The 23,269-nt window shown below is 62.3% G+C and carries 21 protein-coding genes; 11 read left to right on the plus strand and 10 right to left on the minus strand.

Going from position 1 to position 23,269, the window contains the following annotated elements; genetic code table 11:
• The first annotated feature begins 30 nt into the window (after positions 1-30).
• Positions 31-609, plus strand: a complete 579-nt coding sequence (locus tag E8E78_RS14370; protein WP_049273427.1) for a DJ-1/PfpI family protein — start codon at positions 31-33, stop codon at positions 607-609.
• Positions 610-734: 125 nt separating this feature from the next.
• Here E8E78_RS14370 and E8E78_RS14375 read toward each other — a convergent pair whose 3' ends face one another.
• Complete coding sequence (locus E8E78_RS14375) at positions 735-1,133, minus strand: nuclear transport factor 2 family protein (RefSeq protein ID WP_049273428.1); 399 nt, start codon at positions 1,131-1,133, stop codon at positions 735-737.
• A 115-nt stretch (positions 1,134-1,248) separates the two neighbouring features.
• Between E8E78_RS14375 and E8E78_RS14380 the strand changes: the two genes are divergently transcribed.
• Positions 1,249-1,839: a GNAT family N-acetyltransferase gene (locus E8E78_RS14380; RefSeq protein ID WP_016498101.1), complete on the plus strand. Its 591-nt coding sequence runs from the start codon at positions 1,249-1,251 to the stop codon at positions 1,837-1,839.
• Entirely contained in the window at positions 1,836-2,708 is an 873-nt protein-coding gene (locus tag E8E78_RS14385) for a carbon-nitrogen hydrolase family protein (protein ID WP_049273430.1), read from the plus strand. Before E8E78_RS14380 ends, E8E78_RS14385 begins: the two co-directional genes overlap by 4 nt.
• 43 nt (positions 2,709-2,751) lie before the next feature.
• On the opposite strand, the gene E8E78_RS14390 is transcribed toward E8E78_RS14385, so the two are convergent.
• On the minus strand, positions 2,752-4,275 hold the full coding sequence (locus E8E78_RS14390; RefSeq protein WP_016498103.1) for a fumarate hydratase: 1,524 nt from the start codon (positions 4,273-4,275) through the stop codon (positions 2,752-2,754).
• Between the two features lie 296 nt (positions 4,276-4,571).
• On the opposite strand from E8E78_RS14390, the gene E8E78_RS14395 reads away from it, so the two are divergent.
• Positions 4,572-5,492 (plus strand): iron-sulfur-binding ferredoxin reductase, encoded by a 921-nt coding sequence (locus tag E8E78_RS14395; RefSeq protein ID WP_016498104.1) that lies wholly within the window; start codon positions 4,572-4,574, stop codon positions 5,490-5,492.
• A gap of 35 nt (positions 5,493-5,527) precedes the next feature.
• Here E8E78_RS14395 and pyk read toward each other — a convergent pair whose 3' ends face one another.
• A complete protein-coding gene (gene pyk / locus E8E78_RS14400) occupies positions 5,528-6,982 on the minus strand; it encodes a pyruvate kinase (protein WP_016498105.1) in 1,455 nt (484 codons plus the stop codon).
• 179 nt (positions 6,983-7,161) lie between these two features.
• Between pyk and E8E78_RS14405 the strand changes: the two genes are divergently transcribed.
• From E8E78_RS14405 to sbcB, 3 genes are all read left to right on the plus strand, one after another.
• Positions 7,162-7,548, plus strand: coding sequence for a hypothetical protein (locus tag E8E78_RS14405; RefSeq protein WP_016498106.1), 387 nt, complete (start codon positions 7,162-7,164; stop codon positions 7,546-7,548).
• Between the two features lie 123 nt (positions 7,549-7,671).
• The gene (locus E8E78_RS14410; RefSeq protein WP_016498107.1) at positions 7,672-8,031 is read left to right on the plus strand and encodes a PilZ domain-containing protein; all 360 of its coding nucleotides are present in this window, start codon (positions 7,672-7,674) and stop codon (positions 8,029-8,031) included.
• A 42-nt stretch (positions 8,032-8,073) separates the two neighbouring features.
• Entirely contained in the window at positions 8,074-9,507 is a 1,434-nt protein-coding gene (gene sbcB, locus E8E78_RS14415; protein ID WP_049273432.1) for an exodeoxyribonuclease I, read from the plus strand.
• 73 nt (positions 9,508-9,580) lie between these two features.
• On the opposite strand, the gene mvaT is transcribed toward sbcB, so the two are convergent.
• On the minus strand, positions 9,581-9,958 hold the full coding sequence (gene mvaT, locus E8E78_RS14420; protein WP_016498109.1) for a histone-like nucleoid-structuring protein MvaT: 378 nt from the start codon (positions 9,956-9,958) through the stop codon (positions 9,581-9,583).
• Between the two features lie 285 nt (positions 9,959-10,243).
• Here mvaT and purU point away from each other — a divergent pair, with 285 nt between their 5' ends.
• Positions 10,244-11,095: a formyltetrahydrofolate deformylase gene (purU, locus tag E8E78_RS14425; RefSeq protein ID WP_016498110.1), complete on the plus strand. Its 852-nt coding sequence runs from the start codon at positions 10,244-10,246 to the stop codon at positions 11,093-11,095.
• 187 nt (positions 11,096-11,282) lie between these two features.
• On the opposite strand, the gene E8E78_RS14435 is transcribed toward purU, so the two are convergent.
• The 4 genes from E8E78_RS14435 to E8E78_RS14450 all read right to left on the minus strand — a co-directional run bounded on the left by E8E78_RS14435 (position 11,283) and on the right by E8E78_RS14450 (position 16,262).
• Positions 11,283-12,275 (minus strand): lysylphosphatidylglycerol synthase transmembrane domain-containing protein, encoded by a 993-nt coding sequence (locus E8E78_RS14435; protein WP_049273434.1) that lies wholly within the window; start codon positions 12,273-12,275, stop codon positions 11,283-11,285.
• Positions 12,272-13,036 (minus strand): DUF2334 domain-containing protein, encoded by a 765-nt coding sequence (locus E8E78_RS14440; RefSeq protein WP_049273436.1) that lies wholly within the window; start codon positions 13,034-13,036, stop codon positions 12,272-12,274. Before E8E78_RS14440 ends, E8E78_RS14435 begins: the two co-directional genes overlap by 4 nt.
• Positions 13,029-14,150 (minus strand): glycosyltransferase family 1 protein, encoded by a 1,122-nt coding sequence (locus E8E78_RS14445; protein ID WP_016498114.1) that lies wholly within the window; start codon positions 14,148-14,150, stop codon positions 13,029-13,031. Before E8E78_RS14445 ends, E8E78_RS14440 begins: the two co-directional genes overlap by 8 nt.
• 237 nt (positions 14,151-14,387) lie before the next feature.
• Entirely contained in the window at positions 14,388-16,262 is a 1,875-nt protein-coding gene (locus E8E78_RS14450; protein ID WP_280313037.1) for a methyl-accepting chemotaxis protein, read from the minus strand.
• Between the two features lie 170 nt (positions 16,263-16,432).
• On the opposite strand from E8E78_RS14450, the gene E8E78_RS14455 reads away from it, so the two are divergent.
• Positions 16,433-17,908 (plus strand): helicase HerA-like domain-containing protein, encoded by a 1,476-nt coding sequence (locus tag E8E78_RS14455; protein ID WP_280313035.1) that lies wholly within the window; start codon positions 16,433-16,435, stop codon positions 17,906-17,908.
• A gap of 152 nt (positions 17,909-18,060) precedes the next feature.
• On the opposite strand, the gene E8E78_RS14460 is transcribed toward E8E78_RS14455, so the two are convergent.
• Entirely contained in the window at positions 18,061-19,533 is a 1,473-nt protein-coding gene (locus tag E8E78_RS14460) for an inorganic phosphate transporter (RefSeq protein ID WP_016498117.1), read from the minus strand.
• Positions 19,534-19,844: 311 nt separating this feature from the next.
• Entirely contained in the window at positions 19,845-20,045 is a 201-nt protein-coding gene (locus tag E8E78_RS14465; protein ID WP_016488886.1) for a hypothetical protein, read from the minus strand.
• 476 nt (positions 20,046-20,521) lie between these two features.
• Between E8E78_RS14465 and pcaR the strand changes: the two genes are divergently transcribed.
• Both pcaR and E8E78_RS14475 read left to right on the plus strand, forming a co-directional pair.
• The gene (pcaR, locus tag E8E78_RS14470; protein ID WP_016498118.1) at positions 20,522-21,397 is read left to right on the plus strand and encodes a pca regulon transcriptional regulator PcaR; all 876 of its coding nucleotides are present in this window, start codon (positions 20,522-20,524) and stop codon (positions 21,395-21,397) included.
• 325 nt (positions 21,398-21,722) lie between these two features.
• Positions 21,723-23,069 (plus strand): MFS transporter, encoded by a 1,347-nt coding sequence (locus tag E8E78_RS14475; RefSeq protein WP_059396084.1) that lies wholly within the window; start codon positions 21,723-21,725, stop codon positions 23,067-23,069.
• Positions 23,070-23,269 lie beyond the last annotated feature (200 nt).

Genomic DNA, 23,269 nt, shown 5'->3' on the forward strand with positions numbered 1-23,269 from the left:
CATTGACGGTTAACCGAAGGAGTGGGTGCGATGACGGCGAAGAAGATTCTGATGCTGGTGGGCGACTACGTCGAGGATTACGAAGCGATGGTGCCGTTCCAAGCCTTGAGTATGGTGGGCCATACCGTGCATGCGGTGTGCCCGGAGAAATTGGCGGGGCAGACAGTGCGCACTGCCATCCATGATTTTGAGGGTGAGCAGACCTACAGCGAAAAGCCGGGGCACAACTTTGCCCTGAATTACGACTTCGTGCGGGTGCGGCCCGCGAGTTACGACGCGCTGCTGATCCCGGGTGGCCGTGCGCCGGAGTACCTGCGCCTGGATGAAAAAGTGCTGGAGCTGGTGCGGGCGTTCGACCAGGCCGGCAAGCCGATTGCGGCGGTGTGCCATGGTGCCCAGCTGTTGGCGGCGGCGGGTGTGCTGGAGGGGCGCGAATGCAGCGCGTACCCCGCGTGTGCGCCGGAAGTGCGTCTGGCGGGCGGCACGTTCATCGACATCGCGGTGGACCAGGCCCATGTGGATGGCAACCTGGTGACTGCACCGGCCTGGCCGGCGCACCCGGCATGGCTGGCGGCCTTCCTGAAAGTGCTGGGTACCCGTATCGTCTGACCGGGCCCCTTCGCAGCACAAGGCTGCTCCACAGGGACCCCACAACACTCAGGTCTTGTGCTGGCCATGTAGGAGCAGCCTTGTGCTGCGAAGAGGCCGGTACAGGCAATGCAGCTCTCTCAGGCTTAGGCTACTTGCTCAACCCAGTCATTGAGGTTGTAGTAGTTGGTCACCCGGGCAATCTTGCCGCAGTGGATATAGAAAAACGCCCCCGCCGGCAGCACATAGGTCTGCCCGTTGGCTGCCGGCAACCCTTGGTCATCCGCCAGATACTCGCCATGCACGGTGAACTCCGCCGCCGCGCGGCTGCCGTCGGCATTCTGCATCACCACGATATCGGCCAGGCGTTCGCGGTAGCAGTGGTTCATCTTGTCCATGAACGCGGCAAACCGGGCCTTGCCCATTTGCCGCTCGCCCTGGTTGATGTCGTGGATCACGTCCTCGCTCAGCAGGGCGAGAAAGCCCGGCATGTCGCCGGCGTTGAACGCGGCGTAGTAAGCATTTACCAGTTCGGTAGCGGTCATGGAACAGTACCTGTCGTGTAGGGAAAAGGCGGGTCGCTGCCTCGGATGATAGGGTTTCCCTTCAAGCCCGGCTTAGCCGAGCGCGTCATCCACATCGACAAAACGACCGCCACGCATGGAAATACGCCTGTTGCACGGCGCCGCTATCGCGCCATACATCGATGACCTCGCTCGCCTGCGCCTTAGCGTGTTTCGCGAGTTTCCCTACCTGTACGACGGCACCCCGGAGTACGAGGCTGACTACCTGGCCGCCTATGCGCGCTCCGGGCGTAGCCTGGTGGTGCTGGCGCTGGACGACGGCAAGGTGGTGGGCGCTTCCACCGGCCTGCCGCTTGTGGATGTCGCCCCCGAGTTCCAGCAGCCGTTCCTGGCCCAGGGCCGCGACCCGGCCAGCGTGTATTACTTCGGTGAGTCGCTGGTGCTGCCGGAGTACCGTGGCCAGGGCCTGGGCGTGCGCTTCTTCATCGAACGCGAGTCCTATGCGCACAAACTGGCCGAGTTCGATTACTGCGCGTTCTGCGCGGTGGAGCGGCCAGGTGTGCACCCGCGACGGCCGGCAGACTACAAACCTTTGCACGGTTTCTGGCGCAACCGCGGCTTCCTGCATGACCCGTCATTGCGTACCACCTACGCCTGGCGCGACCTGGATGAACAGGAAAGCTCCGACAAGCTGATGTCGTTCTGGCTGAAGGAACTGCCGATATGATCCACCTGGCGGCCTGCCAGTACGCCATCGAACTGCATGAAACCTGGGACGCCTACGCCGACCACCTGCAGGGCCTGTGCGCCGAGGCCGTGGAGGCGGGCGCACGCTTGCTGCTGCTGCCGGAATACGCCGGTCTGGTATTGAGCGGCCAACTGAGTGCCGAGCAGCGGGGTGACCTGAAGGCTTCGATTGCCGGCATCCAGCCGTTGATCGAGCCGTGGAGGGCGCTGTGCGAGAGCCTTGCCCGGCGCTGGGGAATCTACCTGCAACCGGGCAGCGTGCCGGTGCTGGACAGCGATGGGCGGTACCGCAACCGTGCCTGGCTGTTCGGCCCCAAGGGTGTGCTGGGTTACCAGGACAAGCTGATGATGACCCGGTTCGAGCGAGAGCAGTGGGACATCGCGGCGGGCCAGGGGCTACAGGTGTTCGACACCGAGTTGGGGCGCCTGGGGATTTTGATCTGTTATGACAATGAATTCCCCATGCTGGCCAGGGGCCTGGCCGAGGCGGGTGCCGACCTGATCCTGGCGCCCAGCTGTACCGATACCGAGGCGGGTTACCACCGGGTACGCATCGGCGCCCAGGCGCGGGCACTGGAGAACCAGATTGCCGTATTGCAGAGCCCTACGGTGGGGCATGCGCCATGGTCGCCTGCGTTGGACGAGAATATCGGGCGGGCAGGGTTGTTCGTTCCGCCGGATCACGGGATGCCGGGGGATGGAGTGGTGGCGTTGAGCGAGGCACTGAGCCCGGCGTGCAGCCAGTGGCTGGTGTGTGAGGTGGACCTGGAGGAAGTGCGGCGTGTGAGGCGGGAAGGGCAGGTGTTTACCCGCAGGGACTGGCCGGAGCAGTTTGACAGAGTCTTGTGAAAACAGTGGCGCCCGCAAAGCAGGCGCCACTGTTACATCAGGTTTACTTCACTTCGACTGCCAGGCTCTCGGCAATCTTGCTCTGCCACAGGGCAGGGCCAGTGATGTGTACCGATTCACCGTTGCTGTCTACGGCAACGGTAACCGGCATGTCCTTGACGTCGAACTCGTAGATCGCTTCCATGCCCAGTTCGGCGAAGGCCAGGACCTTCGACTTGCGGATGGCCTGGGCCACCAGGTAGGCAGCGCCACCAACGGCCATCAGGTATACGGCCTTGTTGTCCTTGATTGCTTCGATGGCGGTCGGGCCACGCTCGGACTTGCCGATCATGCCCAGCAGGCCGGTTTGCTCAAGGATCTGGCGGGTGAACTTGTCCATGCGGGTAGCGGTGGTCGGGCCGGCAGGGCCTACTACTTCGTCACCGACCGGGTCGACCGGGCCTACGTAGTAGATGAAGCGGCCTTTCAGGTCCACCGGCAGCTCTTCGCCACGGTTGAGCATTTCGACCATGCGCTTGTGCGCGGCATCGCGGCCGGTCAGCATCTTGCCGTTGAGCAGGATGGTTTCGCCCGGTTTCCAGCTGGCGACTTCTTCCGGGGTGATGTCGTCGAGATTGACGCGGCGGGCACTTGGGCCGGCTTCCCAGACGATTTCCGGGTAGGCGTCCAGCGACGGCGCTTCCAGTTCGGCCGGGCCGGAGCCATCGAGCACGAAGTGGGCGTGACGGGTGGCGGCGCAGTTGGGGATCATGCACACCGGCAGAGATGCGGCGTGGGTCGGGTAGTCCATGATCTTGACGTCGAGCACGGTGGTCAGGCCACCCAGGCCCTGGGCACCGATGCCCAGCTGGTTGACCTTCTCGAACAGCTCCAGGCGGATTTCTTCCAGACGGTTCTGCGGGCCACGGGCTTTCAGCTCGTGGATGTCGATGGACTCCATCAACACTTCCTTGGCCATGACGGCGGCCTTCTCGGCGGTACCGCCGATGCCGATGCCGAGCATGCCAGGCGGGCACCAGCCAGCGCCCATGGTCGGAACGGTCTTCAGCACCCAGTCGACGATCGAGTCGGACGGGTTGAGCATGGCCATCTTCGACTTGTTCTCCGAGCCACCGCCTTTGGCTGCGACATCGACCTCGACCTTGTCGCCAGGGACGATGGAGTAGTGGATCACTGCCGGGGTGTTGTCCTTGGTGTTCTTGCGGGCACCGGCCGGGTCGGCCAGGATCGAAGCACGCAGCACGTTTTCAGGCAGGTTGTAGGCGCGACGCACACCTTCGTTGATCATGTCGTCGACGCTCAGGGTGGCGCCGTCCCAGCGTACGTCCATGCCCACGCGCACGAACACGGTGACGATACCGGTGTCCTGGCAGATCGGGCGGTGGCCGGTGGCGCACATGCGCGAGTTGATCAGGATCTGGGCGATGGAGTCACGCGCAGCAGGCGACTCTTCACGCAGATAGGCCTCGTGCATGGCCTGGATGAAATCGACGGGGTGGTAGTACGAGATGAATTGCAGGGCGTCGGCGACGCTCTGAATCAGGTCGTCTTGCTTGATCACGGTCATGCAGCGCGCTCCTCTTAAAGACGGGAACATTCATAAAGACGCTCGACGGTGCCGACCAGCATGTCGAAACGCCTTGCAAGGCGCCGGCAGGTCAGGCCGGCGTAAAAAGGCGCGGCAGTATAGCGCGCATCTGTGCCGGGCACACCTTCGGCCGGTCTGGACCATGGTCGGCCGCGGGCAGGCACTGTTCTTGCTGTCTGGCTGAAGAGATAGGATGCTTGATGGAGGCTGGCTTGCCGGCGATTGGGCCGCAAAGCGGCCCCGGCAAGATAAAGAGCCAGGAGAGATAGCTGACAATGCCCGAAATTTGCGTGGGCGAGCGCCGCTGGGCGGTGCCGACCGGCAGCAACCTGCTCGATGCCTTGAACGAGGCCGGGTTGAATGTGCCCTACAGTTGCCGCGCCGGTAGCTGCCATGCCTGCCTGGTGCATTGCCTGGACGGGCTGCCAGCGGACGCCTTGCCCGAGGCGTTGGCGCTGGAGAAACACGCCCAGGGCTGGCGACTGGCTTGCCAGTGCCGGGTAGTGGGTGACCTGCGTGTGGCGGTGTTCGACCCGCAGCAGGATGGCATTCCCGCACAGGTTTGCGCACTGGACTGGTTCGGTGACGTGCTGCGCCTGCGCCTGCGCCCAGAGCGCGCAGTGCGATATCAGGCGGGCCAGCATGTGGTGTTGTGGAGCGGGGCGGTAGCGCGGCCCTATTCCCTGGCAAGCCTGCCGGGTGAAGACGACTTCCTTGAATTTCATATCGACTGCGAGCGGCCCGGTGCTTTTTGCAGCAAGGCCCGCGGGTTCAAGGTTGGCGACTCGATGCGCTTGGGGGAGCTCAGGGGCGGAGCGTTGCATTACGACCCGGACTGGCAAGGACGACCGCTCTGGTTGCTGGCTGCGGGTACTGGGCTTGCGCCTTTGTGGGGCATTTTGCGCGAGGCGATGCGGCAGGGGCATCAGGGGGAAATCAAGGTGATGCATGTGGCGCATGGCCACGTTCAGCATTACCTGGCTGAGCCGTTGCAGGCGATTGAAGGCGTGAGTGTCGAGCTGGTGCTGGCGGAGCAGTTGGATGAAGCGCTTGCGGCATTGCGGCCGACATCACGGCAGACGGTTGCACTGGTATGTGGCTCGCCGGCGAGCGTGGAGCAGTTTGCACGGCGGCTGTTTATTGCAGGGGTGCCCAGGAACCAGGTGTTTGCCGATGTGTTTGTCGAGCATGCTTGAACAAGAAGGGGCCGCAAAGCGGCCCCCGGGGTAGATCAGCCGACCAGCGGATCACCGACATGCAGGATCTTCATGCCGTTGGTGCCACCGATGGTGTGGTAGCTGTCACCTTTGGTCAGGATCACCCAGTCACCCTGTTCAACCAGGCCACGCTTGAGCAGTTCGTCGACTGCCGCCTGGCTTACCTTGTCGGCCGGCAGCGAGGCCGGGTCGAAGGCGATCGGGTAGACGCCGCGGAACATCGAGACGCGAGCCTGGGTGGCGCGGTGCGGCGACAGGGCGAAGATCGGCACGTGCGAACGCAGGCGCGACATGATCAGCGGGGTGTAGCCGCTTTCGGTCAGGGCGATGATCGCCTTCACGCCCGGGAAGTGGTTGGCCGTGTACATGGCCGCCAGGGCGATGCTTTCGTCGCAACGCTCGAAGGTGGTGTGCAGGCGGTGGCTGGACTTCTGGTTGGTCGGGTGCTTTTCGGCACCTTGGCAAATCCGCGCCATAGCCTGTACGGCTTCGATCGGGTAGGAACCAGCAGCACTTTCGGCCGACAGCATCACCGCATCGGTGTTGTCCAGCACGGCGTTGGCCACGTCGGACACTTCAGCGCGGGTCGGCATCGGGTTCTGGATCATCGACTCCATCATCTGGGTCGCCACGATCACCGCCTTGTTATTGCGGCGGGCGTGCTGGATGATCTTTTTCTGGATGCCGATCAGCTCGGCGTCGCCGATTTCCACACCCAGGTCGCCGCGGGCAACCATCACCGCGTCGGAGGCGGCGATCAGCTTGTCGAGGGTCTCGTCGTCGGCAACCGCTTCGGCGCGTTCGATCTTGGCCACCAGCCAGGCGCTGCCGCCGGCCTCGTCACGCAGCTTGCGTGCGTATTCCATGTCGCTGGCGTCACGCGGGAAGGAAACGGCCAGGTAGTCCAGGTCCATTTCCGCAGCCAGTTTGATGTCGGCCTTGTCTTTTTCGGTCAGGGCCGGCGCGGTCAGGCCGCCACCTTTACGGTTGATGCCTTTGTGGTCCGACAGCGGGCCACCGATGATCACCACGCAGTGCAGGGCGTCTGCAGTGGCGGTTTCGACGCGCATGACCACACGGCCATCGTCGAGCAGCAGTTCGTCACCGACGCCGCAGTCCTTGACCAGGTCGGGATAGTCGATACCGACGATGTCCTGGTTGCCTTCGGTCAACGGGTGGGCGGTGGAGAAGGTGAACTTGTCACCGATCTTCAATTCGATGCGCTTGTTGGCGAACTTGGCGATGCGGATCTTCGGACCCTGCAGGTCGCCCAGCAGCGCGACATGGCGGCCGTTCTTGGCGGCGATGTCACGGATCAGGCGGGCGCGGGCCTTGTGCTCGTCCGGAGTGCCGTGGGAGAAGTTCAGGCGTGCCACGTCCAGGCCGGCAAGGATCAGTTGCTCGATCACTTCCGGCGAGTTGCTGGCGGGGCCAAGGGTGGCGACGATTTTGGTACGGCGGATGGTCATGCACAGACTCCTATAGTGAAGCGCAGCGAAAGGCTACTCCTGAATCTCGCTGTAGTCATTGTTCCGTTGCACTACCTGCGACCAAGGCAGGGTGGCATTTGAACGGTCAGGGTATCCTTGCAAAAGCCTGTGAAGATTTGTTGGCGTTGGCCGATACACAGGCATCAAAGGAGATCCCCATGCGAGCCCTGATCGTTTTAGCCCTGGCGGCCAGCGCCGTCGGCTGCACCCGCTGGTCCATGGACCACCACCTGAACAATGCCTACCGCGCCTACGATCGTGGCGACTGCGCACGGGTCATGCTGGAGCTGTCGCAGGTCGACCGCACCAGCCGTTCGCGGCCATTCATCCATCCGGAGGTGTCGCTGCTGCGTGGCCAGTGCCTGGAGCGCCAGGCGCTTTACGTGGACGCCGCGCAGACTTACCAGTACCTGATCCAGAAATACCCGGGCAACGAGTACGCCTATCGTGCCCGGGCGCGCCTGCAGACTCTTGAAAAACTTGGCCATGCCCGTAGCGGCGAAGCGGCTGTGGCCAACCCGGTGACGACCACACCTTGGCGATAACACCAAGGTGTGGTTTATTTCACGAGATTTGCGGCGCGCCCTGCGCTAATCTGTAACTCAGCTGTTACAACAACCGCCAGTACCTTGTATTCCTGGCATCAGGTACGGAATACACTCGCGATCATGTTCAACAAGCGCCACATCGAACGCCATCAACTGCCTTGTGTCCTCAAGGTATTCAACCGTTTTACCGGTCAAGAAATCGGCCAGCTGGGTAATGCCTCCGAGGATGGCCTGATGGTAATCAGCCAGCTGCCTGTGCTGGTAGGGCCCGATTACGAACTGCAATTGCGCTTGCCGCTGGTCGGCGGCGGGCATCAGTTCGTCAACCTGACCGCCAGTTGCCTGTGGTGCCGCGAAGACCAGACGCCCGGGCACTACGATTCGGGCTTCATGCTGTTGCAGGCCCCCCGCGAATTCGACGAGTTCGTGCGCTCACTGCGTGATTATTTCAGTTTCCTTCCTGCCAACGCTTCTGTCTGAGGCTGCGCTAGAATCGGGTCGACCTTGATACAGGACGACCCCGTGACCTCAAGCATTTTCTGGCACGACTACGAAACCACCGGCATCAACCCGCGTTGCGACCGGCCACTGCAGGTGGCCGGCGTGCGCACCGATTTCGACCTTAACGAAATCGACGAGCCGATCAGCCTTTATTGCCGGCCTTCCGACGACATCCTGCCGCACCCGGCGGCTTGCCTGGTGACAGGCATCACCCCGCAGTTGCTGGCCGAGCAAGGCCTGTGCGAGGCCGAGTTCATGACCCGGGTGCATGCGCAACTGGCGCAGCCGGGTACCTGTGGCGCTGGCTACAACACCCTGCGCTTCGACGATGAAGTGACCCGCTACAGTTTGTACCGTAACTTTTTCGACCCATATGCCCGGGAGTGGCAGGGCGGCAACAGCCGCTGGGACCTGATCGACATCGTGCGGACCGCCTACGCCTTGCGCCCTGACGGTATTCAATGGCCCCAACAGGATGGGCGCACCAGCCTGCGCCTTGAACTGTTGAGCAAGGCCAATGGCATTGACCATGGGCATGCCCACGAGGCGCTTTCCGACGTGCGGGCAACCATTGCCCTGGCCCGTCTGATCCGGCAAAAACAGCCCAAGTTGTATGACTGGCTCTTCCAGTTGCGCAGCAAGCATAAAGTGATGGAACAGATCCGTTTGTTGCAGCCACTGGTGCATATATCCGGGCGCTTTTCGGCGGCGCGTAATTACCTGGGTGTCGTATTGCCATTGGCCTGGCACCCGCGTAATCGCAATGCGCTGATCGTCTGCGACTTGCATCAGGAATCCCTACCGTTACTAAGGGAAAGTGCTGAGGTTCTACGCCAGCGCTTGTATACCCGTCACGATGCGCTGGCCGAGGGTGAGTTACCGGTGCCGCTCAAATTGGTGCAGATCAATCGCTGCCCGGTACTGGCGCCATTGTCGGTATTGCGTCCGGCCGATCAACAACGATTGGGCCTGGACTTGACGTTGTTACAATTGCGCGGCGAACAGTTGGCTAATCAACAGGCGCAATGGCAAGACAAGCTGGAGCACATTTACGGCAAGGAAGACTTCGCCCCGAGTGAAGACCCGGAACAGCAGTTGTATGACGGTTTTGTGGGGGACCGAGACCGCCGCTTATGTGAGCAAGTGCGTGCGCTGGAACCCGCGCAATTGGGCCGTGGCCAGTGGATGTTCGATGACCCGCGTTTACCGGAATTGCTGTTCCGCTATCGGGCGCGCAACTTCCCTGAGACCTTGACCAGCGAAGAACGCCAGCGCTGGTATGGCTTCTGTCAGCAACGTCTGAGTGACCCGCAGTGGGGAGCACCCAATACGCTGGGCGACTTCGAGCAGGCGCGTCAGCAAGCCTGGGAAGACGCTGACGAGGCTGGCCGGCGTGTACTGGAGGCTTGGCAAATGCATGCCCGGCAATTGCAGACACAATTTGCAATTGACTGACAGCGGCGCAAACAAAAACGCCGGCAATGTGCCGGCGTTTTTGTTGCGTTAAGCAAAAGGCAAATGCGGACAATCAGTCCAGCAGGGTTGCCCAGCTCTCAACCACATCACCACCCCAAGTGGCTTTCCACTCTTTCAGGGTCTTGTGGTTGCCGCCTTTGGTTTCGATCACTTCACCGTTGTGCGGGTTTTTGTACTGCTTGACCTTGCGCGCACGTTTGGTGGCAGTAGGCTTGACCGCGCCGCGAGGTGCCTTGCTCAGTTTCGACTCTGGGTCGAGCAGGGCAATCACGTCGCGCAGCGACTTGGAGTACTCGCCCATCAGTGTGCGCAGTTTGCCTTCGAACTCCAGTTCTTTCTTCAGCTTGTCATCCTGCGACAGGTTGGCCAGGCGGGCCTGAAGTTCCTTGATGGCTTCTTCGGTGGCGCGGTACTCGTTGATCAGGGACATGGAGTGTTCCTTTAATGCGTGTTCAGAAATGTGTGGGGCAATAATAGACAGGCCATACTCGCAAGTAAACATGATATTCCGCGATTAACTGTTAATTAAGCGGTGACAACATTTCGCTACGTGAACAAAAATTTACTTACAAACCCTGCATTTCGTCATCTCTGTCAGGCAATGCCTGCGCTGCGTATGCGGGACGGCATACGCCGTCGCCGCTGCGATCAATACTGCGTTTTTTCTGGCGGGCCGCTAGAATAGGCGCCTTTGCGAAGTTCTGGAGTCTCATTCATGCGCACCTATCGTCTGGTGATCGCCTGCCCCGACCGTGTAGGCATCGTGGCGAAAGTCAGTAATTTCCTGGCCTTGTACAATGGCTGGATCAACGAAGCCAGCCACCATTCTGATGAGCAGAGCGGTTGGTTCTTCATGCGCCATGAAATCCGTGCCGAATCGCTGCCGTTCGGTATCGAAGCCTTCCGCGAGGCGTTTGCGCCGATCGCCGAAGAGTTCTCCATGACCTGGCGCGTTACCGACTCGGCGCAAAAAAAGCGTGTGGTACTGATGGCCAGCCGTGAGTCGCACTGCCTGGCCGACCTGCTGCACCGCTGGCACACCGATGAACTGGATTGCGAGATCCCTTGCGTGATTTCCAATCACGACGACCTGCGCAGCATGGTCGAGTGGCATGGTATTCCGTTCTTCCATGTACCGGTCGACCCCAAGGACAAGGCACCGGCCTTTGCCGAAGTGTCGCGCCTGGTCCAGGAGCACGCCGCCGATGTGGTGGTGCTGGCCCGTTACATGCAAATCCTGCCGCCGCAACTGTGCCGGGACTTTGCTGAAAAGGTGATCAACATCCACCACAGCTTCCTGCCGTCGTTCGTCGGCGCCAAGCCTTACCACCAGGCCTCCCTGCGTGGGGTGAAACTGATCGGCGCGACCTGCCACTACGTCACCGAAGAGCTCGACGCCGGCCCGATCATCGAGCAGGACGTGGTGCGTGTCAGCCATGCCGACAGCATCGAGGACATGGTCCGCTTTGGCCGTGATGTGGAGAAGATGGTGCTGGCCCGTGGCCTGCGTTATCACCTGGAAGACCGGGTGCTGGTGCATGGCAACAAGACTGTCGTTTTCGATTGATGATGCAGGGGGCGCAAAGCGCCCCCTGCAATCTTGAAAGGAACACCGATGGCCAAACAACGCAACACCCCTACCGCCTCACCACCTCCCACACTCGGCGAAGGTTGCCTGGCCCGCTACGACCCCGAAGCCCTGGATGACACCGACGGCACCGACTTCCCCGGCGCTGCCGAACTCTGGCAACAGCTCAATCCGCCTGACGCCGCCAGCGCTCCAGCAACGGACGCGCCAGCAGGCACACGAACACCGGGCCGCCCGCCAGCAGATAAAAGTAGTAAGTAACCGCCCGCCATATCAGGATCGCCGCGGCTGCGGTCGAACTGCCCACCCATGGCGTCAGCAGGCTGGCCGAAGTCAGCTCGGCGGCACCGGCGCCCCCTGGCAGCAGGCTGAACTGGCCGGCACTGAGCGACAGCATCTGCACCAGAAAGCTGGGGATCCATGCCAGGTCCACCCCCAACCCCTTCAATACCAGATACAACACGCTGTAGCGCAGGCCCCAGTGTAGGCAGGTCAGGGTAAACACCAGGCTTAACGTGCGCTTGGGCAACTGCCAGGTCTGCGCCAGCGCGTGCATGAAGTGCAACAGCTTGCGGGCCCAGCGGCGTTTGCGCTGCTGGCTCATGCCCAGGCGCCGCAGCAGCCTGCCGTTCAAGCGCATGACCTGGCGGCGGTAGCGCAGCAGCCCGGCCACCCCGGCCAGTGCTGTGCACAGTAGCAGCGCACTGCCGAGCAACATGCTTTCCTGGCTGCGGCCCAGGCTGTGGAACAGTGCGTAACCGGCTATCGCCAGCATTGCGCAGAAGAAAAACACCAGGTCGTTCAACTGGTCCATGGCGAATACCGCGCCGCTGCGTGCCGGGCTGATGCGGTCACGCGCCAGCAGGGCCATGAGGGTCAAGGGCCCGCCGCTGCCGCCGGGGGTGGTGCAGATGGCAAATTCGGTGGCCATGACCACGCCCAGGCTGCGCAGTGGCCCAAGCCTGGCACCTTGCTGGCCGAGCAACAGGCGCAAGCGAATGGTGTTGATCGCCCAGCACAGCAGGATCATGCCCAGCAGAGTGAGCATCAGCACAGGGTCGAAGCGTTGCAGCCTCGGCAGCAGCTCCCTGCCACCGAGCAGGATCGGCACCAGCAATGCCGCTAGCAGTGCCAGGCCCAGCCAGGCCAGGCGGTTCATGCGCTGGCCTGGCGGTCCAGCCAGGCCGATTTGGTCAGTGGCTCGCGGCCTTGAGCCAGCAGGCTGCGCAAGGTGTTCAGCCAGTATTCACGGGAGGTGCGGTGGCGCATGTCCACCGGGTGCAAGCCCAGGCGCAGGGTCTCGGCATCGCGCCAACGGCGGCATTGCCAGTCGCACAGCACCCTTGAAAGCCCTCGGCGCCAGGCGCTGCGGGCACTCCACACCAGCCCCGGGGCTTCAATCGCGGTGAAGTCCGGTAAGCGGTACAGGTGCTGTGGCGTGCTGGTGTAACGCAGCGGCAGGCGGCGCAAGGCTTGGCGGGTGCCCTCGCTCATCAGCCAGGCTGGCGCGACAAAGCCGGCCACAGGCCAGCCCTGCTGGTGGAACATTGCCAGGCCGCGCTCCAGCCGTTGCAGGGCCTGCTGCTGGTCAAGGCCGTAGAACTCACCTTCATGGGTGTAGATACGGCGCATGAAGTAGTCGCCGGGCGTGCGGGGCGGCGGGCCGTTGTCGGCATGGTAATAGCCGTGCAAGGCCAGTTCGTCGCCCTGAGCCAGGCGCCGATCAAGCAAGCGGCAGAAGGTGGGAGAACGCAGCAGCAGGTTGCGCTGGTGGAAGTCCGGCACCACAAGCCAGGTCATCGGGACGCCGCCGAGGCTGTCGACGGCTTCGACGAAGGGTTGGTAGTCCGGCCAGGTCTCGGGCGCAACATCATGCAGCACCAGCATCAGGCTACGTGACGCCGGCCGTGCCTCAACCATGGGCGCGCACCTGCGGCGGGTGGCCGAGCACGGCCTGATAGTGTTGCAGCAGGCCGCAGACCACGTTGTCCCATGAATAGTGCTGCTCCACGTGGCGGCGAGCCTGCGCCCCGAGTGGGCGTACGCCGGCCTCGAACGCTTCGCGCACGGCCGCTGCCATGGCCTGGCCATCGTTGGGGCGGCACAGGCGCCCGCACTGTTCGTTGACGATTTCGCCGAAGGCGCCGGCGCGCACGGCCACCACGGGGGTGGCGCTGGCCATCGCTTCGAGGATGACCAGGCCGAAGGTTTCCTGGTCTCCGGCGTGCACCAGCAGGTCGGCGCTGGCCAGCAGCCGGGCAACTTCCGGGGCCGGGCAGAAGTGGTCGATCACGCTGACGTTGCGCGGCACGTTTGCCGGCATGTTCGAACCCACCAGTAGCAGGTGGTAGGGGGCACCCAGCTGCTTCATGCAGTCGAGCAGCACCGGCAGGTTCTTTTCCCGCGAGCCGCGGCCGGCATAGATCAGCAAACGGCTGGTGTCGGCAATGCCCAGTTCTGCGCGCAGGTGCGGGTCGCGCTGGCTGGGGTTGAAGGTGGCCAGGTCCACGCCCAAGCGCTGCACATGCACATCGCGAACGCCCAGGCGGCGCAATTTGTCGGCCATTACCTGGCTGGGCGCGAGCACCCGGTCGAAATTGCCGTAGAGCTTGCTGACATAGGCCTCGACATTGGGCGTGAACCAGTTGCCCATACGGTTGCTGACCAGTAACGGCAGGTCGGAATGGTAAAAGCCTATCACTGGCACATCCAGTTGACGCCGTGCCTCCAGCGCTGCCCAGGCGGTCAGGTAGGGGTCGCCGACTTCGATCAGGTCGGGCTTGAGCCGTCGCAGTTCACTGCACCAGGGGGCCAGGCGTACCGGGAAGCGGTAACCCTTGCCGAATGGCAGAGGCGGGGCGGGCACTTGATAGATGCCATCGGCGTGCTGTGCACTGGCACCGGGGATCAGCAGGCTGTGGCGTACGCCGTGCATGGCGTCAAGGCGGCGGTGTTTGGCATCAAGATAGGTACGTACGCCGCCGCTGGCCGGGGCGTAGAACATGGTGATGTCGGCGATGTGCACGATCAGCATCCCTCCGGGATCATCTTCGGTCTGTCATTCGGCGGTAACTGCCGGCGATGACGCGCCTAAAGGTGGACCTTTCAGAAGGATAGTTTGTTCGATCGGTTTGAGGAGAGGGGGAGTTCGGAATCCTTGTAGCAGCAGCCTTGTGCTGCGAAGAGGCCGGTGAAGGCAACATGGCAGTATTGCCTGTACTGGCCTCTTCGCAGCTCAAGGCTGCTCTTGCATAGGAGGGTGTAGCTCCGGTCAGATGCGGAAGCTGCCCACCAGCTGCTTCAGGCGGCCGGCCTGCTGCTCAAGGTCCGAGCAGGCGCGCAGGGTGGCTTGCAGGTTCTCCACGCCTTCCTGGTTGAGCATGTTGATCTCGTTGATGTCCATGTTGATCGCCTCGACCACGGCGGTCTGCTCTTCGGTGGCGGTGGCCACCGACTGGTTCATGCCGTCGATCTCGCTGATGCGCACGGTAACGCTGTCCAGCCGCTCACCGGCCTGGTTGGCGATCTGCACGCTGTCCTGGCTGTGGCGCTGGCTCTGGTCCATGGTCTCGACCGACGCGCGGGCGCCAACCTGCAGCTCTTCGATCATGGTCTGCACTTGCTGCGCCGATTCCTGGGTGCGGTGCGCCAGGTTGCGCACTTCATCGGCCACCACCGCAAAACCACGGCCGGCTTCACCGGCACGTGCCGCTTCGATGGCGGCGTTCAGCGCCAGCAGGTTGGTTTGCTGGGAAATGCTGGTGATCACTTCGAGGATCTGGCCAATGTTGACGGTCTTGTTGTTAAGCGTCTCGATGTGGCCGCTGGAACTGACGATCAGGTCGGACAGGCGGTTCATCGCCGCAATGTTGCGCTCGACCACCTGTTGCCCCTCTTCGGCCAGCAGGCGAGCCGAACTGGCATGTTGCGACGCTTGGGCGGCGTTGCCCGCGATTTCCTGTGCGGCGGCGCCCAGCTCGTTGATGGCGGCGGCCACGCTGTTGGTCCGGTTGGACTGCTCGTCAGAGTTGGTCATCGACGAGTTCGAGGCGCTGATGACACGCAGGGCCACTTCGTTGACTTGTTCGGTGGCCGAGGACACCTCGCTGATCGAGCTGTGAATGCGCTCGACGAAACGGTTGAAGGCGGTGCCCAGGATGCCGAACTCGTCGTGGTTGTGAATGCGCAGGCGTTTGGTCAGGTCGCCTTCACCCTCGGCGATGTCTTCCATGGCGCGGGTCATGGTGTGCAGCGGCTGCATCAGCACGTTGATCAGCAGGCCGAGCAGGCCAATGATGATCACCACCGCCACCACCGTGGCGATCACCGCCGAGGTGCGGAAGGTGCTGAGCATCGAGAAGGCCTTGTCCTTGTCCACCGACAGGCCGATGTACCAGTTGGCCGAAGGCAGGCCGGTGATCGGGGTGAAGGTCAGCAGGCGGGCCTGGCCATCGCTTTGCACTTCGGTCAGCTCACCGTTCAGTTTTGGCGTGTGCTGCGGGAACAGGTCCGACAGCGACTTCATCACCAGGTCTTTGTCAGGGTGCACCAGGACCTTGCCCTGGTCGTTGACCAGGAAGGCGTAGCCCATACCGCCGAAGTTCAGCGAGTTGATGATCTGCACCAGGCCGTCCAGGGCCAGGTCGCCACCGACCACGCCGACACTGCTGGAAACCTTGCTGAGGATGCCAATGACCATCTTGTTGGTGGTCATGTCGATGTACGGTTCGGTCAGGGTCGCGCCGGCGGCACTCATGCCGTCCTTGTACCAGGGGCGCGTGCGTGGGTCGTAGCCATCGGGCATTTTTGCGTCCGGGCGCACGCTGAAGCCGCCGTCCACCTTGCCCAGGTAAACGGTGAGGAAGCTGGAAATGAGCGCGTTCTGGCCCATCAGGGTTTCGGCGTTGGTGGGGTCCTGGGCAATGTTCTGTGCCAGGTTTTCCACCAGCTTGATTCGGCCGTCGAACAGGTTTCGGATGTTGGTCGAAGTGGAGGCGCCCATTTCAGCCAGATAGTTTTCCAGGTCCTCGCGGATCGCATTACGCTGGAGGTAATCGTTGTAGAGCGTGAAAAGGCTGAAGGCGAGTATCACGATCAATGATGCTGCCAAAAGAATCTTGTGGCTGAAACGAAGGCTTTTGTTCATGGCGTAATCGGTTCCGCTAAGGTGTTATATCAGGCGTTCGCACGGGTGGAGCCGCAAAGCAGTGCAACATCCCGAAAAGTCCCTTTTCGGTTGTTCCTCTCTAATTAAGGCGAATATCACCCAAAGGTATCGGCCGAATTAAGGTAAAGCTTGAGCAGAGGATTACAGAGATGTCGGAAACATCGACCATAGTTGTAGGTGCAGGCCCGGATGGCCAGCCAGTCGGGCAAGCGATGCGGCTGGCCAACCGCCATGGCCTGGTGGCGGGCGCGACGGGCACCGGCAAGACCGTGACCTTGCAGCACTTGGCGGAAGTGTTCAGCGACGCAGGGGTGGCCGTATTCGCGGCCGATGTCAAAGGTGACTTGTGTGGCCTGGGTGCCGCTGGCACACCACAGGGCAAGGTGGCCGAGCGAATCGCCGGTATGCCTTGGCTCGGGCACACGCCCCAGGCCTACCCGGTAAGCCTGTGGGACATCGCCGGGCAGTCCGGCCACCCGCTGCGCACTACCCTCAGTGAAATGGGGCCGTTGCTGCTGGGCAACCTCCTGGAGCTGACCGACAGCCAGCAGGCGGCGCTGTATGCGGCCTTCAAGGTGGCCGACCGAGAAGGCCTGTTACTGCTGGACCTCAAGGACCTCAAGGCGCTGCTGGCGCACCTGAAGGACAACCCGCAATTGCTGGGTGAAGACAGTGCATTGATGACCACGGCCTCGACCCAAGCCTTGTTGCGGCGGCTGGCGACCCTGGAGCAGCAGGGCGCCGAGGCGCTGTTTGGCGAGCCGGCATTGCAGCTTGAAGACCTGCTGCGGCCGGGCTCGGATGGCCGTGGGCGTATCCACCTGCTCGACGCCAGCCGGCTGGTGCATGAGGCGCCCAAGGTGTACGCAACCTTCCTGCTGTGGCTGCTGGCCGAGCTGTTCGAGCAATTGCCCGAGCGTGGAGATGCCGACAAGCCGGTGCTGGCCTTGTTCTTCGATGAAGCGCACTTGCTGTTCAACGGTACGCCCAAGGCGCTGCAGGACCGCCTGGAGCAGGTGGTGCGGCTGATCCGCTCCAAGGGCGTGGGGGTGTATTTCGTCACCCAGTCACCGGGTGACTTGCCGGATGCGGTGCTGGCCCAGTTGGGGTTGCGCATTCAGCATGGCCTGCGAGCCTTTACCGCCAAGGAGCAGAAGTCGCTGAGGGCAGTGGCCGATGGCTTTCGCCCGAACCCCGCGTTCGAAACCCTGGCGGTGCTGACCGAGCTGGGGATTGGCGAGGCGTTGGTGGGGGCACTGGAAGAGAAGGGCACGCCTGCCATGGTGCAGCGGGTGCTGATTGCACCGCCGCAGTCGCGTATCGGGCCGCTGAGTGCGGCCGAGCGCAGTGCGCTGATTGCCGCTTCGCCGCTGGCGGGGCGCTATGACAAGCCGGTGGACCGTGAGTCGGCCTATGAAATGCTGACCCAGCGCAAGGGCGAGGCGGTGGAGCCAGCCCCGCAGCCGCAGGCGGATGGGGAGAGCTTTGCCGACAAGGCCGGTGACTTCCTGCAGAGTGCGGCGGGGCAGGCTATCAAGTCGGCTGTGCGCCAAGCCGCCAACCAGTTGGGGCGGCAACTGGTGCGCGGGTTGATGGGGTCGTTGCTGGGGGGCAAGAAAAGTTAGTTTGCCTGTACCGGCCCTATCGCCGGCAAGCTAGCTCCCACAGGGGTCTCGCTGCCCGTGTGGGAGCGGGTTTGCCCGCGAAGAGCCCGGTGCAGATAAGCACAAATGAAAAAGGCGCCCCGAAGGCGCCTTTATACCGAGAGCGGTGTCACTCAGCCAATGGCTTTGGATGCCAGCCAGAACAGGCCGGCGGCCAGGCCCATCGAGGCCGGCAGGGTCAGGACCCAGGCCAGCAGGATGGTCTTCACCGTGCCGCCTTGCAGGCCGCTCTTGTTGGCGACCATGGTGCCGGCCACGCCTGACGACAACACGTGGGTGGTCGATACCGGCAGGGCGAACACGTTTGCCATACCGATGGCGCAGGCCGCGGTGATCTGTGCCGACATGCCCTGGGCATAGGTCATGCCCTGCTTGCCGATCTTCTCGCCAACGGTAAGTACCACACGCTTCCAGCCAACCATAGTGCCCAGGCCCAAGGCCAGGGCGACGGCCACGATCACCCAGAACGGTGCGTATTCGGTGGTGGCGGTCAGGTCTTTACGCAGTTTTTCCAGGTCGGCCTTTTCACGGGCGTCGAGGCCTGGCAGCTTGCCAACCTTCTTCGCGGTGTCATCCAAGCACAGCAGATAGCGACGCACTTCAACGCGCTTGTCGGTATCCAGGCTGTGGTAGTCGGTCACGCCCTGAAGCGAGGACTGCAGCGCGGCGATGGTCGGCTCGGTCTGCTGCGGGTTGCAGCTGAACTGCTCCGGCAGGTCGTTGGACTTGGCCTTGCCCAGTGCCAGGAACTCGCCAAGGGTGGCGGCGTTGCGCTGGTAGAACTGGCTCATGTGCAGGGTAGCGTCGCGGGTACGCTCGATCTGATAGGTGGTGCTGTTCAGGTCGAGGACGAACTTGGCCGGGACGATACCGATCAGCACCAACATGATCAGGCCGATGCCTTTCTGACCGTCGTTGGAGCCGTGCACGAAGCTCACGCCCATGGCCGAAACCACCAGTACCATGCGGTTCCAGAATGGCGGGTGCTTCTTGTCGTCGAGCTTGCGGCGCTGGTCGGGGGTCTTGTGCATCTTCGACAGCGGGCGCCACCACTTCAGGCCGATCAGCACCAGGGCTGCGACGGCGAAGCCGGCCATTGGCGAAACCACCAGCGACATCGCGATGTCGATCGCCTTCTGCCAGTTCACGCCATCGGCCAGCGGGATGTCGTTGATCAGGGCGTTGGCCAGGCCGACACCGAGGATGGAGCCGATCAGTGTGTGCGAACTGGAGGCGGGGATACCAAAGTACCAGGTGCCCAGGTTCCAGGTGATGGCCGCAGCCAGCAACGAGAAGACCATGGCCAGGCCGTGTCCGGTGTTCACATTGATCAGCAGCTCTACCGGCAGCAGGTGCACGATGGCATAGGCCACCCCGACACCGCCGAGCAAAACGCCAAGGAAGTTGAACACGCCGGAGAAGAACACGGCGAGGTGCGGCGGCATGGCTTTGGTGTAGATGACGGTAGCTACCGCGTTGGCGGTGTCATGAAAGCCATTGATGAACTCGAAGGCGAGTACGAAGGTCAAGGCGAGCAGCAGGCTCACCAACACCCAGGCATCCAGTCCGCTGAATAAATCGATCATGAAGGTTGTCTGGCGGGTATAGGGGGGCGGGATTATGCCAGAAAACCTTGGCAATCGATGCACCTGCTACAGACCGATGGCAATCTTCATGGGGTGAGCGCACGGTGCACGTAGGGGCGCTTAGGCAGGGAAATATCGGCTAAAAAGCGCAAAGCGTGGCTAAATCAGGCAGAAAAGCGAAGAAATGGCCGATTCGCCATCATTCAAACGGGCGTATGAAATTTGTGTAATTCCATTTCATCATCGGTCAGATGGTAAAGATCGACCGCGCCCGGGCTGGCCGGGCGACGACGCGCTGGCGTGGTCCCGGGTCAGGGATTGTCGCTGCGCAGCTCCTTTTCAATGCGTTCCAGTTCCTGGTTGAACGCCTGGTCGCGCACGCTGGCACGTTTGCGCCAAGGTTTGCGTTCCGGATCCGGTTGTGCGGCGTAAGTGGTGACTTCACCACCGTAAACATCCTTGTAACGTTCAGCCTGGCGCTCGAGTTCTGCGCGCAGTTCATCTTTCGTCACATGCAGTACCTGAATTAAGTGTGATGACTGTTGTTATGCATTGTGCAGCATGCACATGCCTCGCTGGCCGCAACGGCTAGATACAGCGGAAGGTTCCATTACTACGCTAGCGTCGGGGCCTGCGCAATCAATTATAGCAACCGATAATTCGCCGAACATCGTTATTTACCAGCCCTGACAGCATCTGACGCAAGTAGTGGCAGGTGTCGGCAAACAGTTTGGACGTTTCGTACAAGTTTGAAAGGCATGGCGGATAAAAGTTCGATGCAACGCCGGGGCGAGGCCCGAATGAAAAACGGCCTCGCCAAAAGGCGAGGCCGTTGCCTGGGGACTTCTACGGTGGGTACCTGACCAGTCTCTCCAAAGAAGCCACAAGTGGCAGGAGAAAGGTATAAGCAAAAGTGTCAGCGGTCAATTGCGATTATCGGCCGTTTGTTCGATAATCGCACGAACGGGCGTTTTTTTTGAGGTGTGCGATGAGTGACGAAACCCTGGTCAACGATCCGGTGAATCCAGAGCCGGCGCGACCCGCTTCGGCCGCCATGGCGCCGCCGATCGTGGCTTCTCCGGCCAAGCGCATCCAGGCGTTTACGGGGGATCCCGACTTCATGACCTCCCTGGCACGTGGCCTGGCCGTGATCCAGGCCTTTCAGGAGCGCAAGCGCCACCTGACCATCGCCCAGATCAGCCACCGCACCGAAATCCCTCGCGCAGCGGTGCGCCGTTGCCTGCACACGCTGATCAAGCTGGGTTACGCCACCTCCGACGGGCGTACCTATTCGCTGCTGCCCAAAGTATTGACGTTGGGGCATGCCTACCTGTCGTCGACGCCGCTGGCGATTTCTGCCCAGCCCTATCTGGACCGTATCAGTGACCAACTGCACGAAGCGGCCAACATGGCCACACTCGAAGGCGACGACATTCTTTATATAGCCCGTTCGGCCACGGTGGAACGGCTGATATCGGTCGACCTGTCCGTTGGCGGGCGCCTGCCGGCCTATTGCACATCGATGGGGCGCATCCTGCTGGCGGCGATGGACGACACCAGCCTGCGTGAATACCTGGAGCGTGCCGACCTGAAAGCGCGCACCAGCCGTACGCTGCATGACCCTGAGTCACTGTTCGCCTGCATCCAGCAGGTGCGCGCCCAGGGCTGGTGCGTGGTGGACCAGGAGCTGGAGCAGGGGCTGCGTTCGATTGCCGTGCCGATCTACGACGCGTCGGGGCAGGTGTTGGCGGCGCTGAACGTGAGCACCCATGTGGGGCGGGTGACGCGTAGCGAGCTGGAACAGCGCTTCCTGCCGATCCTGCTGGCGGCCAGCCGGGACCTTTGCCATCAGTTGTTTGGCTGAGATTGTAGGGGCCGCCAAGCGGCCCCCTTTCACATTTAGAACAGGCAAAACGGTTTCTTGTGCGATAAACGCACAGTGTCGCTCCGGGCGAATTGCGCCACCGCCGCCCGCTGATTAATGTCTCTCGCAACGGTCGGCCAAGCCGACCGAACAAAAAATACAAGAGGCACTTACCATGAATACTGTCCACTTATTGCTGCGGCCGCACCCGCACGCAGTACCGTTGTATCCAGGCTGACGCAGGCCATATTCCCCAATCATCGTCCCCTGTACCGGTTGCCCGTGTGCAGTGGTCTGGCTGTGCCCTACATTCTGGATAACAACAATGAACCAAGCACAAAACAGCGTCGGCAAAAGCCTCGACGTCCAGTCGTTCATCAATCAGCAGCCGCTGTCCCGCTACCAGTGGCGGGTCGTGTTGCTGTGCTTTCTGATCGTCTTCCTCGACGGCCTGGACACGGCCGCCATGGGCTTCATCGCCCCGGCGCTGTCGCAGGAGTGGGGCATCGACCGGGCCAGCCTCGGCCCGGTGATGAGCGCCGCATTGATCGGCATGGTGTTCGGTGCCTTGGGCTCCGGGCCGTTGGCTGACCGCTTCGGCCGCAAAGGTGTGCTGGTGGGCGCGGTGCTGGTGTTTGGCGGTTTCAGCCTGGCCTCGGCCTATGCCACCAACGTCGACCAGTTGCTGGTGCTGCGCTTCCTGACTGGCCTGGGCCTGGGTGCCGGCATGCCCAATGCCACCACGCTGCTGTCCGAATACACCCCCGAACGCCTCAAGTCGCTGCTGGTGACCAGCATGTTCTGCGGCTTCAACCTGGGCATGGCCGGTGGTGGCTTCATCTCCGCCAAGATGATCCCGGCCTATGGCTGGCACAGCCTGCTGGTGATCGGCGGCGTGCTGCCACTGCTGCTGGCGCTGGTATTGATGGTGTGGTTGCCGGAGTCGGCGCGGTTCCTGGTGGTGCGCAATCGTGGTACCGACAAGATCCGCAAGACCCTGTCGCCCATTGCGCCACAGGTGGTGGCCGAGGCGGGCAGCTTCAGCGTGCCAGAGCAAAAGGCCGTGGCCGCGCGCAGCGTGTTTGCGGTGATTTTCTCCGGCACTTATGGCCTTGGCACCATGCTGCTGTGGCTGACCTACTTCATGGGCCTGGTAATCGTCTACCTCCTGACCAGCTGGCTGCCAACCTTGATGCGTGACAGCGGTGCGAGCATGGAGCAGGCCGCGTTCATCGGTGCGCTGTTCCAGTTCGGCGGCGTGCTGAGTGCGGTGGGTGTGGGTTGGGCCATGGACCGCTACAACCCGCACAAGGTAATCGGCATTTTCTACCTGCTGGCCGGGGTGTTCGCCTACGCGGTAGGGCAGAGCCTGGGCAACATCACCGTGTTGGCCACCCTGGTGCTGATTGCGGGTATGTGCGTGAACGGTGCGCAGTCGGCGATGCCGTCGCTGGCGGCGCGCTTCTACCCGACCCAGGGCCGTGCCACGGGTGTATCGTGGATGCTGGGTATCGGCCGCTTCGGTGCGATTCTCGGGGCCTGGAGCGGCGCGACGCTGCTGGGGCTGGGGTGGAACTTCGAGCAGGTGCTTACCGCGTTGCTGGTGCCTGCGGGGCTGGCGACCGTAGGTGTGATCGTGAAAGGGCTGGTGAGCCACGCCGACGCGACCTGAGGAGCGAGGGCCGCTTTGAGGACCATTCGTAGCACAAGGCTGCTCCCACAGGGGGTGCGGCCTTGTGTCGCGATAGGGCTGCTCAGCAGCTCCGGCATCCAGGTAAGTAGCAGCGCAACAAACGGTTCGATAACCGCACGAATAGTCGATTATCGGATTGTAAGCCTACCGCCACTCTCCTTAATCTGAGCTCATCGAAG

The sequence above is a fragment of the Pseudomonas sp. BN505 genome (assembly GCF_029873175.1).
Classification (GTDB): Bacteria; Pseudomonadota; Gammaproteobacteria; order Pseudomonadales; family Pseudomonadaceae; genus Aquipseudomonas; species Aquipseudomonas putida.

Coding starts and splice junctions, on each gene's coding strand:
- E8E78_RS14370 (WP_049273427.1), top strand. CDS start 31: ATGACGGCGAAGAAGATTCTGATGCTGGTGGGCGACTACGTCGAGGAT.
- E8E78_RS14375 (WP_049273428.1), bottom strand. CDS start 1,133: ATGACCGCTACCGAACTGGTAAATGCTTACTACGCCGCGTTCAACGCC.
- E8E78_RS14380 (WP_016498101.1), top strand. CDS start 1,249: ATGGAAATACGCCTGTTGCACGGCGCCGCTATCGCGCCATACATCGAT.
- E8E78_RS14385 (WP_049273430.1), top strand. CDS start 1,836: ATGATCCACCTGGCGGCCTGCCAGTACGCCATCGAACTGCATGAAACC.
- E8E78_RS14390 (WP_016498103.1), bottom strand. CDS start 4,275: ATGACCGTGATCAAGCAAGACGACCTGATTCAGAGCGTCGCCGACGCC.
- E8E78_RS14395 (WP_016498104.1), top strand. CDS start 4,572: ATGCCCGAAATTTGCGTGGGCGAGCGCCGCTGGGCGGTGCCGACCGGC.
- pyk (WP_016498105.1), bottom strand. CDS start 6,982: ATGACCATCCGCCGTACCAAAATCGTCGCCACCCTTGGCCCCGCCAGC.
- E8E78_RS14405 (WP_016498106.1), top strand. CDS start 7,162: ATGCGAGCCCTGATCGTTTTAGCCCTGGCGGCCAGCGCCGTCGGCTGC.
- E8E78_RS14410 (WP_016498107.1), top strand. CDS start 7,672: ATGTTCAACAAGCGCCACATCGAACGCCATCAACTGCCTTGTGTCCTC.
- mvaT (WP_016498109.1), bottom strand. CDS start 9,958: ATGTCCCTGATCAACGAGTACCGCGCCACCGAAGAAGCCATCAAGGAA.
- purU (WP_016498110.1), top strand. CDS start 10,244: ATGCGCACCTATCGTCTGGTGATCGCCTGCCCCGACCGTGTAGGCATC.
- E8E78_RS14435 (WP_049273434.1), bottom strand. CDS start 12,275: ATGAACCGCCTGGCCTGGCTGGGCCTGGCACTGCTAGCGGCATTGCTG.
- E8E78_RS14440 (WP_049273436.1), bottom strand. CDS start 13,036: ATGGTTGAGGCACGGCCGGCGTCACGTAGCCTGATGCTGGTGCTGCAT.
- E8E78_RS14445 (WP_016498114.1), bottom strand. CDS start 14,150: ATGCTGATCGTGCACATCGCCGACATCACCATGTTCTACGCCCCGGCC.
- E8E78_RS14450 (WP_280313037.1), bottom strand. CDS start 16,262: ATGAACAAAAGCCTTCGTTTCAGCCACAAGATTCTTTTGGCAGCATCA.
- E8E78_RS14455 (WP_280313035.1), top strand. CDS start 16,433: ATGTCGGAAACATCGACCATAGTTGTAGGTGCAGGCCCGGATGGCCAG.
- E8E78_RS14460 (WP_016498117.1), bottom strand. CDS start 19,533: ATGATCGATTTATTCAGCGGACTGGATGCCTGGGTGTTGGTGAGCCTG.
- pcaR (WP_016498118.1), top strand. CDS start 20,522: ATGAGTGACGAAACCCTGGTCAACGATCCGGTGAATCCAGAGCCGGCG.
- E8E78_RS14475 (WP_059396084.1), top strand. CDS start 21,723: ATGAACCAAGCACAAAACAGCGTCGGCAAAAGCCTCGACGTCCAGTCG.